The organism is Yoonia sp. SS1-5 (genome assembly GCF_038443705.2).
GTDB classification, from domain to species: Bacteria; Pseudomonadota; Alphaproteobacteria; order Rhodobacterales; family Rhodobacteraceae; genus Yoonia; species Yoonia rhodophyticola.
The window spans coordinates 2212932-2228153 of sequence record NZ_CP151767.2 but is presented as its reverse complement, the minus strand read 5'-3'; the positions used below and the strand labels follow the sequence as shown (position 1 = coordinate 2228153).

At 58.7% G+C, this 15222-nt stretch carries 12 protein-coding genes; 3 read left to right on the top strand and 9 right to left on the bottom strand.

Translation table 11 applies throughout. The features are described 5' to 3' along the window. Positions 1 to 48: 48 nt before the first annotated feature. On the bottom strand, positions 49 to 813 hold the full coding sequence (locus AABB31_RS12590) for an IclR family transcriptional regulator (RefSeq protein WP_342077796.1): 765 nt from the start codon (positions 811 to 813) through the stop codon (positions 49 to 51). A 169-nt stretch (positions 814 to 982) separates the two neighbouring features. Between AABB31_RS12590 and AABB31_RS12585 the strand changes: the two genes are divergently transcribed. The 3 genes from AABB31_RS12585 to AABB31_RS12575 all read left to right on the top strand — a co-directional run bounded on the left by AABB31_RS12585 (position 983) and on the right by AABB31_RS12575 (position 7098). Next, positions 983 to 1978 carry a dihydroxyacetone kinase subunit DhaK gene (locus tag AABB31_RS12585; RefSeq protein WP_342077797.1) on the top strand — a complete coding sequence of 332 codons (996 nt, stop codon included), beginning with the start codon at positions 983 to 985 and terminating at the stop codon, positions 1976 to 1978. A 2-nt stretch (positions 1979 to 1980) separates the two neighbouring features. Next, the gene (locus tag AABB31_RS12580) at positions 1981 to 2589 is read left to right on the top strand and encodes a dihydroxyacetone kinase subunit L (RefSeq protein WP_342077798.1); all 609 of its coding nucleotides are present in this window, start codon (positions 1981 to 1983) and stop codon (positions 2587 to 2589) included. Positions 2590 to 3213: 624 nt separating this feature from the next. Further along, on the top strand, positions 3214 to 7098 hold the full coding sequence (locus AABB31_RS12575; RefSeq protein WP_373634814.1) for a choice-of-anchor I family protein: 3885 nt from the start codon (positions 3214 to 3216) through the stop codon (positions 7096 to 7098). A gap of 101 nt (positions 7099 to 7199) precedes the next feature. On the opposite strand, the gene AABB31_RS12570 is transcribed toward AABB31_RS12575, so the two are convergent. The 8 genes from AABB31_RS12570 to AABB31_RS12535 are packed head-to-tail and all read right to left on the bottom strand — an operon-like array spanning position 7200 to position 15158. After that, positions 7200 to 8081 (bottom strand): ABC transporter permease, encoded by an 882-nt coding sequence (locus tag AABB31_RS12570; RefSeq protein ID WP_342077801.1) that lies wholly within the window; start codon positions 8079 to 8081, stop codon positions 7200 to 7202. Next, positions 8078 to 9148 carry an ABC transporter permease gene (locus AABB31_RS12565; RefSeq protein WP_373634813.1) on the bottom strand — a complete coding sequence of 357 codons (1071 nt, stop codon included), beginning with the start codon at positions 9146 to 9148 and terminating at the stop codon, positions 8078 to 8080. The genes AABB31_RS12570 and AABB31_RS12565 overlap by 4 nt, the downstream gene beginning before the upstream one ends. Continuing rightward, a complete protein-coding gene (locus tag AABB31_RS12560) occupies positions 9145 to 10644 on the bottom strand; it encodes an ABC transporter ATP-binding protein (RefSeq protein ID WP_342077804.1) in 1500 nt (499 codons plus the stop codon). The genes AABB31_RS12565 and AABB31_RS12560 overlap by 4 nt, the downstream gene beginning before the upstream one ends. Then, positions 10641 to 11735, bottom strand: coding sequence for a BMP family ABC transporter substrate-binding protein (locus tag AABB31_RS12555; RefSeq protein ID WP_342077805.1), 1095 nt, complete (start codon positions 11733 to 11735; stop codon positions 10641 to 10643). Before AABB31_RS12555 ends, AABB31_RS12560 begins: the two co-directional genes overlap by 4 nt. Beyond that, on the bottom strand, positions 11736 to 13121 hold the full coding sequence (locus AABB31_RS12550; RefSeq protein WP_373634811.1) for an amidohydrolase: 1386 nt from the start codon (positions 13119 to 13121) through the stop codon (positions 11736 to 11738). Continuing rightward, positions 13118 to 13729 carry a glutathione S-transferase N-terminal domain-containing protein gene (locus tag AABB31_RS12545; protein WP_342077807.1) on the bottom strand — a complete coding sequence of 204 codons (612 nt, stop codon included), beginning with the start codon at positions 13727 to 13729 and terminating at the stop codon, positions 13118 to 13120. Before AABB31_RS12545 ends, AABB31_RS12550 begins: the two co-directional genes overlap by 4 nt. After that, the gene (locus AABB31_RS12540) at positions 13726 to 14562 is read right to left on the bottom strand and encodes an aromatic ring-hydroxylating dioxygenase subunit alpha (RefSeq protein ID WP_373634810.1); all 837 of its coding nucleotides are present in this window, start codon (positions 14560 to 14562) and stop codon (positions 13726 to 13728) included. The genes AABB31_RS12545 and AABB31_RS12540 overlap by 4 nt, the downstream gene beginning before the upstream one ends. After that, the gene (locus AABB31_RS12535; protein WP_342077808.1) at positions 14559 to 15158 is read right to left on the bottom strand and encodes a Rieske (2Fe-2S) protein; all 600 of its coding nucleotides are present in this window, start codon (positions 15156 to 15158) and stop codon (positions 14559 to 14561) included. The genes AABB31_RS12540 and AABB31_RS12535 overlap by 4 nt, the downstream gene beginning before the upstream one ends. Positions 15159 to 15222 lie beyond the last annotated feature (64 nt).

Sequence of the window (15222 nt, the reverse complement as noted above, 5' to 3'; positions counted from 1 at the left end):
CTTTGAGATTTGCCAAGGGCAAATCAGCGCGCCGTGCGGGTATATCTCTCAGGTCATCTGCCCGAAGCGTGCCGATATTCGGTCGGCCATTCCAACAAGCTTGCCGGACTGGTCCAAGAGTTCCTCGAATGAGGCGACCCGCAAAGGTATCCAGATGCTAAGCGCCGCCAGGATCCGCTGATCATAGTCCAGTATGGGCGCTGCAAGGCCGACGACCTGATAGAACTCCTCGCGATCCGATATCGCGTAGCCACGTTCACGGATATCCGCCATATCGGCGCGCAACGCGTCTGGCGTTGTCAGCGTGGTCTCGGTGAACTTTTCCAATTCGGCCTGCGCAAAGAACGTATCCACGGCCTCTGTTGTCATATGTGCCAGAAACACCTTTCCGGCGGCGGTATTGTGCAGCTCGGACTGCCCGCCCGTCTTGACGGCCAGTCTGTAAGGATGGGGGATGCGTGTCTTGATGAATGTGACCGTATGTTCACTCAGCACTGAAACGGCGACATTCATGCCCGTTTCTTCGCTGAGTTCCGCAAGATCCTGATCTTCAATCAGGCTCAGGTCCATCTTCTCCCATGCGGCGCGGGCCCAGCTGATCAGCTTTGGGCCAACCGAATAGCTGCGGTCCCTTTCATCGTAGGTCACCAGATCCTGGCCCATGAGAATCGATAGAATGCGATGGGTCGAGCTTTTGTTGAATCCGGTTGTGGCCGCAATCTCGCTTTGGGTCAGACGCCCCGAGGTTTTGGCCAATAGATCCACGACAGTGACGCTTTTCTCGACAATAGAGCTTTGTAGTTCCCGAACCATATAGCCAGCCCGCCCGTTTCTTGATGCTTAACAGCCTGCCTAGCGCAATTGAACGGGCGACTCCATGACATCTTCATTGACAGGTTGATCTTGGAAGCATATTTCACAATAGAAAACTGATATATTGCAATGCAAAACGCTTAGGCGTTTGCGGGGGGAGGAACGTCACTTGAAAAAGCTCATTAATGAGGCCGCGAATTACGTTGACGAAGTGCTGGCAGGCATGGCGCTTGCGCATCCGGAGCATTACAAGATTGATGGTCCGACAGGTCGCATTCTGCGCCGTCCCGATGCGGTTGATGGCAAGGTCGGGGTCGTATCCGGTGGTGGCTTTGGGCACATTCCCGTTTTCGCGGGCTATGTTGGTGATGGATTGCTTGACGCCTGCGCTGTGGGCGACGTGTTTGCATCGCCCGATATGAACCCGATGCTGGGATCAATCGAATTCGCGAATACCGGCAAGGGTGTTCTATGTGTTGTCGGCAACTACGGCGGCGACCGGATGAATTTCGACATGGCCTGCGAAATGGCCGAGATGGACGATATCGAAACCGCCAAGGTCATCGTATCCGACGATGTTGCGGCTGCCGGCCCGGATGAGGCTGAAAAGCGTCGCGGTGTTGCGGGCTTTGTTCTGGTGACGAAAGTTGCGGGCGCGGCGGCGGCGGCGGGTCATTCCCTGCAGGAAGTTGCTGCACTGGCCCAATCGGCGGCGGACAATGTCCGGTCTGTTGGGGTGGCATTGTCATCATGCACGGTGCCGCAGGCTGGCCGTCCGACATTTGAGATTGCGGATGACGAAATGGAAATCGGCATGGGTATTCATGGCGAGCCCGGTGTCCGCCGCGGCAAGCTTCGCCCGGTCGACGCGATCATCGACGAAATGATGGATATGCTGCTGGCCGACAAACCGGTGAGCAAGGGTGACCGCGTGGCCCTGCTGGTCAATGGTTTGGGCGCGACACCTGTCGAAGAGTTGTATCTGGTCTTCCGACGCGCCAAAGCCCGGTTGGACGAGGCCGGTGCCGAATTGGCCCTGCACATGATCGGCAACTATGCGACCTCCATGGAAATGGCCGGTGCGTCGCTGTCGATCCTGCATCTGGACGATCAGCTTGAAAAGCTGATGAAGGCGCCAGCAAACTGCCCTTTCTGGAAGGTATGAGAATGACGCTTACGACAGACAGCCTGAAGACGGCGATCACACGCATCCATGCGCATGTGGACCCTATCGGGGCCGAGATGAACGAACTTGACGGGCAGTTGGGCGACGGGGATCTTGGGGTCACGTTGATCAACGGGTTCAACAACCTTTCGGGGATCACCGATGAACTGCCCGCCGACCTTGGCAAGGCCCTGTTTGCAGCCGCCAAAAGCGTGACGGCGGTGTCCGGATCAAGCTTTGGTACCCTGATGGCAACCGCACTGATGGCTGCGGGCAAGTCCGTCAAGGGGCAGGAGGCGGTTGAATGGGCCCAGGTGCCGGCGCTTCTGGCTGCGGCACAAGAGGCGATGATCGCACGGGGTGGCGCCAATCTGGGCGACAAGACGATGCTTGATGTCATGGACGCGATCATCACCGCCTTGGATGGCATGCAGGATCCCGCCGCCATGCTGACGGCTGCGCAAGCCGCGGCTGATACCACGCTGGACACATTCCGGGACAAGCCGAACAAGATCGGGCGGGCCCGGGTATACGCCGATAAATCCATCGGACTGGATGATCCGGGCATGATGGCAATCAAACGGATGCTTGAGGCGCTCGCCAAAGGCTGATGAATTTTTACCGTTGACGACCCACTGAACGACCCTCCCAAATTTACGACCACTCACATTGAAAGGGCTGCGTGATCATACGCGGCCCTTTTTGTTTTGCGCATGATGATGAAGGGCCAGCGCCGTCCGTGCCTCCAGGCCGTATCGCGGCTGATTGACGTAGCGTCTCGCACCGAAAGTGCTCGGCAATCTATTGCAACAAAAATGCGCGGCTGTACTGTCAAAGGTATCGGGCTGGGTGACCCGACTGCTTGCAGTTGCGCATTTTCGCAACCGGCACAGATGCGCGAAACGGTATGGGGGCGGCAAACAAGGCTTTTGCTGGCCGCGAATGGTTTCAAACAGACTGTGGCAGCGGCCGCCGGGTGCGATTTTTGTTGGTCGAGAGAGATGGATCACTGATCCATCAATGTAGGTGCGCGTGATCCATAGGATTTCACAAAAACGCAGTTTTCGCATTGCCCATCGCCGTATCGCGCGGCGGTTGGTCTCGATTTTCAATTCTGTTCAGGACATGTGCAGTTGCGTCGGGATGGGCCGTCGTGAAGCTGTTGCATGATGCTGTGATTTTACGGCTGCGGCGCGTGTGCGCCCTATAAGATGACTATGGTGGGGACCAGGATAATGACGAATGAACAACAGACGATGCAGACCTCCGATCTGGCAGGGCAGGATGACCCGCGCGTTCGGAACCTTGCATTGCCCGAAAATGATGCAGGCGCGCCGGTTGCAACCGAAAGCCTTGGTTTTGCAATCGCTGCGGAATTTCAGGGCGAAGGTGAAGCGCCCGATGATGCCGAGGGCGCATCGGAAGTGGTCGTGCACGAGGATGGCAAACTATACGTCACCAACGGGGCGCGCGACCGTATCGACATTTTTGACATCGCGGCCAATGCGCAAGCAGGGTCGATTGATCTGAGCGCGCTTGACGGGTTTGACAGTGTGCAATCCGTCGCGGTCAGCAATGGTGTTGTCGCGGTTGCCATTTCGCGTCCGAATATCACGCGGGACCTGTTTGGCGAAACGGTGGAACTGTCGCAACCCGGGTTTGTCGCGCTATTTGATGCGGCGACCGGGGCGCTACTGTCGACTGTCGATGTGGGCAATCTGCCTGATCAGCTGACATTCAACGCGGATGGCAGCCAATTGCTTGTCGCGGGTGAGGGCGAAAAGAACGCTGATACCGAAAGCGACGACAACCCGCTTGGGACGGTTGCCATCATCGACACGACAAATCCGGCAGCCCCCGCCGCCACTATCCTTGATTTCACGCAGTTCAACGGGCTGGAGGATCGCGCCCGCGACGCCGGTATCCGCATTCAGCAGGGCGTCAGTCTGGCCGAGGATGTAGAGCCTGAATATATCGCCATCAGTCCCGATGGCACCCAGGCCTTTGTGTCGCTGCAGGAAAGTAACGCGATTGCGACGATTGACCTGACCAGCGGGGCGATTGTTGACATCTTCTCATTGGGGACGGTTGATTTCAGCAGCGAAAGCAAGATCGACGCTGATGACAACGGGGTCGTCAATATCACCAATTTTGACAATCTTGTCGGGTTTCGGATGGCCGACGCAATTGCCGCTTTCGAACTGAATGGCCAGACATATATCGCCACCGCAAACGAAGGCGATAGCCGCGACTTTGACGAAGATCGGGTCGCGGACCTGGCCGCAGATGGCCTGCTTGACCCTGCCGTTGACATCACCGGGCTGGAACGGCTGGAGGTGTCGACCGTCGATGGCGACACGGACGGGGATGGCGATATTGATGTGCTGCACACATTCTCGTCGCGATCATTCTCGATCTTTGATGCGGCGGGCAATCTTGTGTTCGATTCCGGCCCCCAGTTTGAACAGATCATTGCCAGCCGCGCGCCCGAGCGGTTTAACGATGATGATGGCGACGATGGCGAAGACCGGTCTGACGCAAAAGGCCCAGAGCCGGAAGCCATCATCATCGGCGAGGTCGGCGACGCAACATACGCCTTTATCGGGTTAGAGCGCGACAGCGGGATCATGATTTATGACATCAGCGACCCGGCCAATTCCACATTCGTGAACTACATTCCACCGGCCTTTGTCGATACCACCGCAGCGGGTGACGTGGCCCGCCACGGCCCCGAGACGATTGCCTTTATCCCGGCAGAAGACAGCACAAGCGGCAATGCACAAATCGCGGTTGCCTATGAGATATCAGGCAGCACAATTGTCTACGATATCATTCCCGCCACGCCGACCCTGACAATTCCGGAAATTCAGGGGGCAGGGCATATCTCGGCCTTTGTTGGCGATGATGTGATCACGTCAGGCATCGTAACGGCCATTGATGGGGCTGGTTTCTATGTGCAGGACCCAGAGGGGGATGGCGACACGGCCACCTCTGACGCGATCTTTGTCTTTACCGGTTTCGGCAATACGGATGGCGTCGCAATCGGGGATGCGGTCCGGCTTCAGGGTACGGTCGGTGAATTCATCCCCGGCGGTGCGGCAAGCGGCAATCTGTCGACAACACAGCTAAGCAATGTCGAGATCGACGTGCTAAGCAGTGGCAATGCCCTGCCGGACGCGGTGCTGATTGGTGCCGCGGGGCGCAATCCACCCAGCGAAATCGTCATTTCGGATGGCGAATTGCCTGTTAACCTTCAAGACGATCCGGGCGTTTTCAACCCCGAAACCGACGCGATTGATTTTTACGAAAGCCTCGAGGGTATGTTGGCGACGGTCTATAATCCGGTCGCGATTTCTGCCACGAACCGATTTGGCGAAACCTGGGTTGTGGCCGATGACGGTGCTAATGTCACCTCGCCCAACGGGGGGCTGAATGACCGGGGTGGCCTGAACCTGAACGCCGATGCGGATGGGCTGGGTGACCTGAACCCGGAACGTATTCAGATTCAGTTTGATGCAGATTTGCTGCCTGACGGGTTTGACCCGGCGGATATCAATCTGGGCGATGACCTTTCAAACATCACCGGCGTGATCGACTACGGCTTTGGCAACTACGAGGTCAGGGTGACAGAGCTGTTCGCGGTCGAGACCCCAAGCGCAAATGTCGCTGAAATCACCGAAGTCGTTGGCGGGGACGACAGGCTAAGCGTCGCGACCTACAACGTCCTGAACGTGACGGCGGCCGAGGCTGATGGCGATGCTGATCAAATCGCGCAACTGGCCCTGCAAATTGTCGAAAATCTGGGTACGCCGGATATTCTGGCGCTGCAGGAAATTCAGGATGACAGCGGTGTTGCAGATGATGGCACGCTTGGTGCTGATGCCACATTGCAAGCTATCGCCGATGCCATCGTCGCTGCCGGCGGTCCGCGTTACGAGTTTGTCAGCGCTGTTGTCGATGAAGACGGCGAAAACGGGGGCGTACCGGGGGGCAACATCCGCAATGCGTTTCTTTGGAATGCAGATCGGGTTGCGCTCAAGGACGTGCAGACGCTGGAATCCGATATTCTCGCCGAATACGGGGTCAGCAACGCGGATGCATTCGCGGGCTCCCGTGATCCGCTATTGGGTGTGTTCGAATTCAACGGCCATGATGTGACGTTGATCAACAATCACTTCTCGTCGCGGTTTGGGTCGACGCCGATCTTTGGGGCAGAGCAGCCTTTCCTGCAGGCGGGCGAAGACGCACGCGAACAACAGGCGCTGGCCATCAATCAGGTTGTCGACGCGCTGCTGGCGGCTGACCCCGATGCCAATGTGTCTGTTCTGGGCGATCTCAACACCTTTGAGTTCACCGACGAACTGGCCGAGGATCTGCCCGGTACGGGGGATGAAAAGGTTCTGACGAACCTGATCGACGCGCTTCCGGGTGACGAGGCCTACACGTTTGTATTTCAGGGCAACAGCCAGGTTCTGGACCACGTTTTTGTCACCGATAACCTGTTGGACGGCGCGCAGGTCGATGTTGTGCATGTCAACAACGACTTCGCTGATTTCGCGTCGGATCACGAACCCGTCGTCGCCACGTTCCTCTTGGAACAGGCGGATGATTTGTTCCTTGTTGGTGACAGACGGGCCAATGTTCTGACGGGCGAAGGTGGTGATGATATTATCCTTGGCCTGCGCGGCCGGGATACCCTGTCGGGTGGAAATGGGGATGATCTGATCTTCGCAGGCCGCGGGCGCGACAGCGTCGATGGCGGCGATGGCGATGACCATCTGTTCGGCGGGCGCGGCGCTGATGCGCTGTTCGGGGGTGACGGCGACGATCTGATCTTTGGTGGTCGGGGCCGGGATAATGTGACCGGTGGCGAAGGCGACGACACGCTGTTTGGTGGTCGCGGTGCGGATACGTTCATCTTTGCGGGCAGTTTTGGCGATGACGTGATCGAGGATTTCAACGCCAGGCAGGACACGCTCGCATTCATCGACCTTGAAGATTCGGATATTGCATTCGCCGATACCATCCACGGAACCGAGATCACCCTGACCGGCGCGTCAGAGGGGAGCGTGACATTGATCGGCGTGTTCGGATTTGGCGATGATGACCTGATCGCATAAAGCGTGATGCGTCAGGCATTTCGTCAAACGCTTTGTGCCTTGTGATCGTACCTCCCTGCCGGGCGCGCCGTTCTTTACGGATTGCCCGGCAGGGTGCTGATCTACTGCAGGCTGGCGCGATGCCGATGACGCGAAATCGCGACCAGCATCAGGATTGTGACAATGTAGGGCAGGCTGGACAGAACCTGCGATGGAATGGCGACACCAATCGCCTGGGCTGTTAATTCGCCCAGTGACAACACCCCAAACAACAGCGCACCAAAGGCGACGCGGCCTGTCTGCCATGTGCCGAATACGACAAGCGCAAGCGCAATCCAGCCCCGCCCGGCGATCATACCATCTGCCCAAAGCGGTGTGTACACCGTCGATGCGTATGCGCCCGCCAAGCCGCACATCGCCCCGCCAAATGCGACCGCCGCACACCGTATCGCTGCCACGGGATACCCAATGGCGCGGGCGGCTTCGGCATTCTCGCCGACGGCGGTGATGATCAGCCCAAGCTTTGTCTTGTTCAGCACAAACCACAGCCCGACAGTGCCAAGGATGGCCAGCCAGACCACGACATCCTGGGTCAGCAAGGTCGGGCCGATGACCGGGATTTGCGACAGGACAGGCAGGCCGAATTCGGGCAGGCCGGTGATTGTCAGGCTTTCATATGTCTTGCCAAACAACGCCGACAACCCCAGCCCCAACACACCAACGGCCAAGCCCGCCGCGACCTCATTCGCGCGGACAAAAATGACCAGAAACGCAAACACCATGGCCAAGATCGCGCTGACAATCGCGGCTGCCGCAAAGCCAAGCCCATGTGATCCGGAATGATAGACGCAGATAAAGGCGATCGCGGCACCGATGGCCATCATCCCTTCCAGCCCCAGGTTCAGAAGGCCGGTCTTTTCCACCACCATTTCCCCCAAAGCGGCCAGCAGTAGCGGAAGGGCCGCAGCCAATGTGCCGGCCAAAAGGAATTCGAGCGCGCTCATGTGGTTGCACCTCGCGTGATCTGGATCCGAAAGCGGATCAGCGTGAAGGTCAGCAGGTAAAAGCACAGCAGCATGCCCTGAAAGACCTCAACCGCCGCGACAGGCAGCCCGGCGGAAACGGTCGCGCTGTCCCCTCCGATATACAAAACCGAGATCAGAAAGCTTGATGCGATGATCCCAATGGGTCGCAGCCCGCCCACATAGGCCACGATGATGGCCGCATATCCGTACCCTGTTGCAACAGATCGTTGCAGTTGTCCCAGTGGTCCGGCAACTTCGCTGGCCCCTGCGATCCCGGCGGCCAGCCCGCTGAGCGCAAGGCTGAGCCAGATCATCCGGGGGGCCGAAAACCCCGCGTAGCGGGCCGCCTTCGGCGCGAGGCCCGCCGTGCGCAATTGATAACCGCGAAAGTGGCGTTCCATCATCAGATAGGCAAAAAGGCTCGCGCCCAATGCAAAGATCAACGAGATATTGGGCCGCACATTTTCAAATAGCAGCGGCAAAAGCGCGTTATCGGGGAACATCACGGTTTGCGGGAAATTGAAGCCACGCGGATCCTTCCACGGCCCCAACAGGAGGTAGTTCAGTATCTGCACCGCAATCAGGCTTAGCATCAACGTGACGAGAATTTCGGACGCCCCAAAGCGCGTGCGCAGCCCTGCGGCAATGCCCGCATAGGCCATCCCGCCCAACCCGCCTGCAATGATCATTGCAGGCAGCATCATCGGGAAACTGCCGTCGGGGTAAAATACCGGAAAGGCCGATGCGCAGACCGCCCCGATGATAAACTGCCCCTCGGCCCCAATGTTGAACACATTTGCCCGAAACCCGATGGCCAGACCCTGCGCAATCAACAGCAGCGGTGCCATTTTCAGCAGCACCTCGGAAAAGCTGTACCAGCTTAGAAACGGCTTTAGCAGTAGCGCATGCAATGCTTTGCCTGCGGGAATGCCCAACAACGCAAACAGGATCAGGCTGCTTAGGCAGGTCAGGATCAGGGCCAATGCGGGCGCGCCAAACATCGCAAGGCGCGAGGCCGCGTCGCGTCGGATCAGTTGCAACCTCATGCGCTGGCTCCAATCATGTAGGCCCCGACATCATCCGCAGATGTTTCGGCCACGGGCAGGGGCGCGGATAGATGCCCCTCGTGCAGGACATGCAGGATGTCGCAAATCTCGAACAGTTCTTCGAGCTCTTCAGAAATCACGAGGATGGCGGTTCCGCTGTCGCGCATGTCCACAAGGCGGCGCCGGATAGCTGTTGCAGCACCAATATCGACCCCCCAGGTCGGCTGGGCAACCAGCATGACGTCGGGGGCAAGCATGATCTCGCGTCCCAGAATGAACTTTTGCAGATTGCCGCCCGACATGGCGCCGGCCTCGGCATCCGGTCCGGGAGTGCGGACGTCGAATTCCTCGATGCAGCGGCGGGTAAAGGTCTTTTCGACCTGACGTCTGATAAAGCCGCCCCTGAGCATCCCTTGCCGATGCGCCGTCAGCAGGCTGTTATCGGCGAGCGACATTTCGGGCACGGCCCCACGGCCAAGCCGTTCTTCGGGGACAAAGGTAAACCCAAGTTTGCGGCGTTGCATCGGCCCCAGGTGGCCCACAGACCGGCCCATGATCTGGATCATATCGGATTGCCCGGCGCGGGTTTCGCCCGATATCAGGGCCGCAAGTTCCTGTTGCCCATTGCCTGAAATACCCGCAATTCCGATGATCTGGCCACCGTGCAGATCAAGGTTGATATCCTCCAGACTTGTGCCAAAACGCGTCGCACGTGCATGACTAAGGCCGGTCAGGCGCAAGCGGATTTCGCCCGGTTCAGTGGCGCTGGATGCGGCCACCTGGGGCATGGCGCGCCCGATCATCATCTGTGCGAGCGCGCGGGCGTCATGTTCACGCGGGTCGATATGGCCGGTCACCTCGCCCCCGCGCAAAACGGTCGCCTCGTCACATAATTCGCGGATTTCTTCCAGCTTGTGCGAAATGAAAAGGATGGCCGTGCCATCGGCCTGCAACTTGCGCAGGGTGTCAAACAGCAATCTGACGCTTTGCGGGGGCAAAACCGATGTGGGCTCGTCCAGGATCAAAAGTTTTGGGTTCAACAGCAGGCAGCGGATAATCTCGACCCGCTGACGTTCGCCCACGGACAGGGTGTGAACCATGGCATAGGGATCAACGGTCAGGCCGAACTTTTGTCCAAGCGCGCCAATCTGTCGGGCCAGATCGGCTGGCTTGCCGGGGACCATCAGGGAAACATTTTGCAACACATTCAGCGTCTCAAATAGCGAAAAATGTTGAAATACCATACCAATGCCCAATGCCTGCGCATCCGATGGCCGGGCCAACTGGACCGGGGCGCCGTTCCAGGCGATGGTGCCTTCATCGGGGTGTTCGACGCCGTAGATCAGTTTCATCAATGTGGACTTGCCAGCGCCGTTCTCACCTAGAACGGCGTGGATCGACCCGGGCCTGACAGCCAGGTCGATCGCCTTGTTGGCCTGAACCGTGCCATAGCGTTTTGACACGCCTGACAGGGTCAATAGGGCCGGTTCGGTCATGAAGGCAGCGGGGTTGTCACGCCGGTGACGTGCCAATCCATGCTGAGTATTTCATCATCCGTCATGGTGACACCGTCAGCGACCCGCTCTGCGCCCGCCTGATCGGTCAGTGGCCCCTTGAAGACGTCGAATGTGCCGGCCTGGATTTCGGCCTGTCGGGCTTCGATGCTTGCCACAATATCGGCGGGGATATCGGGGTTCCAGTCGGCGGTGTAGACAATGTCGTCCTCCATCCCCAGCCAGAAGTTTTCGCCCGGGAACTCCCCCGCGACATGGGCATCAACGAGGCGTTTGAAATGCGGGCCCCAGTCGGTGCCGACAACGCCCAGATATTTCGATGGGGCGTATGACTTCATGGACGAGTTGAGGTTCCATGCATAAACCCCGGCCTCTTCCGCCACGGCGATCACGGACGGGGTGTCTTGTGCATTGGAAAAGATCACGTCAGCCCCTTGCGAGATCAGGGCCTTGGCCGCGTCCTGTTCAGAGGCCGGGTCAAACCAGCTATTGACCCAGACGACGCTCATTTCGATCTCGGGGTCGACAGATTTGGCGCCCAGCATGAAGGCATTGATCGAGGTGATCAGTTCGGGGATTGCAAATGCGCCGACGCAGCCAAGCTTCTTGGATTGGCTCAGCGATGCGGCGGCCATCCCCATCAGATAGGTGCCCTGCCAATATTTCGCGGTGAATGGTGCGAAATTCGGCTCTGTCAGAAAGCCGGATGCGTGAATGATCGACACATCGCGCCGGCGCTTGGCGATCTGGACGCCGCCATTCTGATACCCGAAGGACCCCAGCAGCAGGACGGTGTTACCATCCGCAACCAGCCCATTGGCGATCCGGTCCGCATCTGGCCCTTCGGCGATGTTTTCAAGCACGGTGACTTCGATCTTGTCGCCGTAGGCCTCTTGTACGGTCCGGACGCCGTCCATCAAGGTATGCGACCAGCCCACATCCGCCTCGGGTGAGGGTAATACCACCCCCATTTTCAGCGTGTCGTCGGCCATTGCCCGCATCGGCAATGCAATGGCGGTTGTCGCGGCAAGCGATCCTTTCAGAAACGTGCGGCGTTTGGTGGTGTATGACATTTATAGTCCCCCTGTTTGTGGCAATATGGTGTGAAGTGTCTTTTCGGCGGCGGCAAACAGCGCGCCCTCGTCCAGATGTGGAAATGCGCCGTTTTGCCAGACGACGCGTCCGTTGATCATTGTCAGGTCGACCGGTGCGCCAATCCCGACCTTGGCAATCAGGCTGATCGGATCGTGGCGGGTGCCCACATAGTCAAGCTTGCGCGTATCAATCGCAAAGAGGTCCGCCGCCATGCCGGGACGCAGCGCCCCGATATCCGTGCGCCCCAATAGCGATGCACCGCCTTCGGTTGCGTAGGCAAGAAAGGCAGCAGGCGGCGGAACCGGATCCTGCCGGGACGCAGATGCCAGGCACTGCAGCATATAAGCCGAATGTACGCAGTGCATCAGGTTGGAATTGTCGTTTGACGCAGCGCCATCACATCCCAGACCCACGCGCAGTCCCAGCGCATCCATTGCCGGAATATCGGTGATCTCCGCCCCCACCAGATAGACAGGTTCAGAGCAATGCGCGACGCCGGTGCCGGCCGCGGCCATCTTTTGCAGCTCTTCGCGCGACAGCTCCCAGCAATGGGCATAAAACGTATCCGGCCCGGCAAAGCCAAGGCTTTCGCAGTAATCGACCGTGCGCATCCCATGGACCTGTTCGATGACAGGGCTTTCGCCTTCGCCCACATGGCTGTGCAGGATCACACCTTTGTCGTGGGCAAGGGCGACGGATTCCACAAATGTTTCGCGGTAACAATTGACCGGCTGGCAGGGCGCGACCGCAACCTGCCGCATCGCAAGGGGGGCCGGGTCGTGATAGGCGTCGATCACACGGGCGCAATCCGCAATGAATGCGTCGGTTGTTTCGCGCATTTCGTCCGGAATGGTGCTGCCTTCGGATTTGGGCAGGGTGTTTCCGCCCCGGCCCGCGTGAAACCGCATCCCCATCAGGTCGGCCGCCTCGAACTGCCGATCAATGATCCGCGAGCCTGCATGTTTTGGAAAGCAGTATTGGTGGTCAAAGGCCGTGGTACAGCCATGCTTGATCAGTTCTGCCATCGCAACAACGGCGCTGTGGTAAAAGCAATCCTCGGTCAGTCGCGCAAAGATCGGATAAATCCGGTCAAGCCATTCGATCACGCTGTATCTGGTCCAGTCCAGCGCGGCCCGGTTACGCACGAAGCACTGAAAGAAGTGATGATGCGTGTTGACCAACCCCGGATAGACAAAAAGCCCTGCCCCATTGATGATCTCGGCCCCTGCTGGTGCCGCCCGGGCAAGATCGGGGCCGATGGCTGTAATCGCCCCGTCTTGGCACAAAATATCATGGTCCCACAGCACCGGGTCATAGGCCGATGTCACAACCGCCGCGCAGCCTTTCAGTAATACCGCCGTCATGACGGGCGCTCCAACTCGTGCAGGCGGTGAATGCCCGGCATTTCGATGAAACCGGGCAGCGACCGGATGGCCCGCATCCACAGGCGGATGGACGGATAGACATCAAGACTGACGCCCCCATCAGGGGCCAGCGCGGTATTGGGGAAACAGGCGATATCGGCGATGGTCGGCCTTGACCCTGTCAGAAACGTCAGCCCATCAAACCGCTGTTCGGCCAGATGCGCCTCAAGCTGCCGCAATTGCTGCACGCCCGCCCGCCGGACGGCGTAGATATCTGCCGGATAGCACAGGATGTCGTGTAGCCGGGCCAGGCCGAGGCTTGCGTTCAGGTCGGCAGCAAAAGACAGCCACGGATCGTCGGCGCCCCGCCAGTCCGGGTGATCACGGGTGAGGTGGCGCAGCATGTCCGCACTTTGGGTCAATACCAGATCGCCATCTTGCAGGATCGGTAGGGTTCCCTGCGGGTTCAATGCCAGCATCTGGGGTGATTTATGTTCCCGGCCCGGATGAAAATTCACCGCGCGCAATGTCAACGGCTGCCCCAAAAGGGCGGCCATCAAACGCAGCTTGTAGCAGCTGGCACTCAGCACATAGTCATACAGGATCATGCGGCCACCAACTGCGCCCCATATGTGTACCCAATCCGTTTCAGCCAGCGCCGATACGCAACCGATGTCATGTCAGCCTGTGTCGGCACCTCAAGCCCCGGATCAAGCGGCAGCTTGCGCGGTATCTGGTTTTCCAGGATCGATCGGTCCTGCATGAAGATCAGCTGTTGAAAGCTGATCATCTCGGCCATGGTGGATTGGTCATCATACAGCGCCATCCATGGCCAGACCTCGCACCATTCTTCGGTCAGGGGCTGAACGAACAGGGTGATCACATCCCATTCGCCCGGGCGCGGCGGGCAGGTCTTGTACAAGACCGCGCAGGTTGGTGCGGGCACCCGGTACATATATTCGGTCGTGATCCCGCCTTCGGCGGATTTGGCGGCCTGCGGCTGAAAGAACTTGACCTTCGTGGCCCAGACCTCGTCCACCTCTTCGCGGATATCGACCTGATACCGGGCAACCTCGGTATGTGGTTCTGCGCCAAGGATATCGGTGTGCACAAAGGGGAAATGCGCGATGTCGAGAAAGTTCTCGACCGCCCGCAGGGGCGAACACTTTACCCGCACAGAACCCACATCAACCAATCTGCGACCGGGCGCATCCGTCTCGGGGATCGTGAAAAGATCACGGTTCGGTTGGCCGGGGCTTGTCCACAAATGCCCAAATCGCTGGATGGTCGGCATGGCCTGACCAGCCGCATTGATCACTTGATAACCGGTGCCGTCCCCCTGAACCGTGATGTCCTGCCCAAGCAGTAACGTCTGGCGGGGCGTAGTAATGTCGGACAGCAATCCAACCGGATACCAGTGATGATCGGCGGCGTCGTTCATGCGGCCTCCTCGATATCGGCCCGTATCTGTTCCAGATATCGTGAAACGGCTTTGCGATCCTGATCCGCCGGGGCGAATGCATGGACCATACACGCGTTGTCCGTGCTGGGCTGCAATGCGATATGCAGGTCATGCGGTGCTGCAACCGTAATGACCGGTGCAAGTGATTGCCCAAACCATGCCGCGATGTCCGCCGCCGGAACTGCGAAGTCGAGGGACCGGACAGGGCGGCACCCGCCAACATCTGGCAGGGGTTGGTCTGTTCCGGACAACGTGACCCATATCGCGTCATCATGCTGATTGCATGGATAGGTTTGCGCGCAAATCGTCTTGGGCGGGGTCAGGTTCGGATGGGCGGGAATATAGCCGCAGGCACCATCCGTGCCGTATTGCCATCCATGGTAGATGCAGGACAAAACCTCGCCCCGGACAAAACCGTGTGACAGCCGCATGCCGCGATGCGGGCAACGATCCCCCCAGGCGTGAAATTTGCCGGTTGCACTGCGCCAGATTGCCAGATCTGTGCCGAGGACGCGCCGCGGCACAACAGTGCCCGCGGGAACATCCTCGCACAATCCGACAGCAACCCAGTCCACACAATGTCCTCTTAGACCCGGCAATGAGTTTAGAAGGTGAAAAAGTCCAAGATCAAGCTTTCTG

What these genes read in the sequence shown, in the direction of transcription:
- AABB31_RS12590 (WP_342077796.1), bottom strand. Translation starts at nt 813, where the DNA reads ATGGTTCGGGAACTACAAAGCTCTATTGTCGAGAAAAGCGTCACTGTC.
- AABB31_RS12580 (WP_342077798.1), top strand. Translation starts at nt 1,981, where the DNA reads ATGACGCTTACGACAGACAGCCTGAAGACGGCGATCACACGCATCCAT.
- AABB31_RS12575 (WP_373634814.1), top strand. Translation starts at nt 3,214, where the DNA reads ATGACGAATGAACAACAGACGATGCAGACCTCCGATCTGGCAGGGCAG.
- AABB31_RS12570 (WP_342077801.1), bottom strand. Translation starts at nt 8,081, where the DNA reads ATGAGCGCGCTCGAATTCCTTTTGGCCGGCACATTGGCTGCGGCCCTT.
- AABB31_RS12565 (WP_373634813.1), bottom strand. Translation starts at nt 9,148, where the DNA reads ATGAGGTTGCAACTGATCCGACGCGACGCGGCCTCGCGCCTTGCGATG.
- AABB31_RS12560 (WP_342077804.1), bottom strand. Translation starts at nt 10,644, where the DNA reads ATGACCGAACCGGCCCTATTGACCCTGTCAGGCGTGTCAAAACGCTAT.
- AABB31_RS12555 (WP_342077805.1), bottom strand. Translation starts at nt 11,735, where the DNA reads ATGTCATACACCACCAAACGCCGCACGTTTCTGAAAGGATCGCTTGCC.
- AABB31_RS12550 (WP_373634811.1), bottom strand. Translation starts at nt 13,121, where the DNA reads ATGACGGCGGTATTACTGAAAGGCTGCGCGGCGGTTGTGACATCGGCC.
- AABB31_RS12545 (WP_342077807.1), bottom strand. Translation starts at nt 13,729, where the DNA reads ATGATCCTGTATGACTATGTGCTGAGTGCCAGCTGCTACAAGCTGCGT.
- AABB31_RS12540 (WP_373634810.1), bottom strand. Translation starts at nt 14,562, where the DNA reads ATGAACGACGCCGCCGATCATCACTGGTATCCGGTTGGATTGCTGTCC.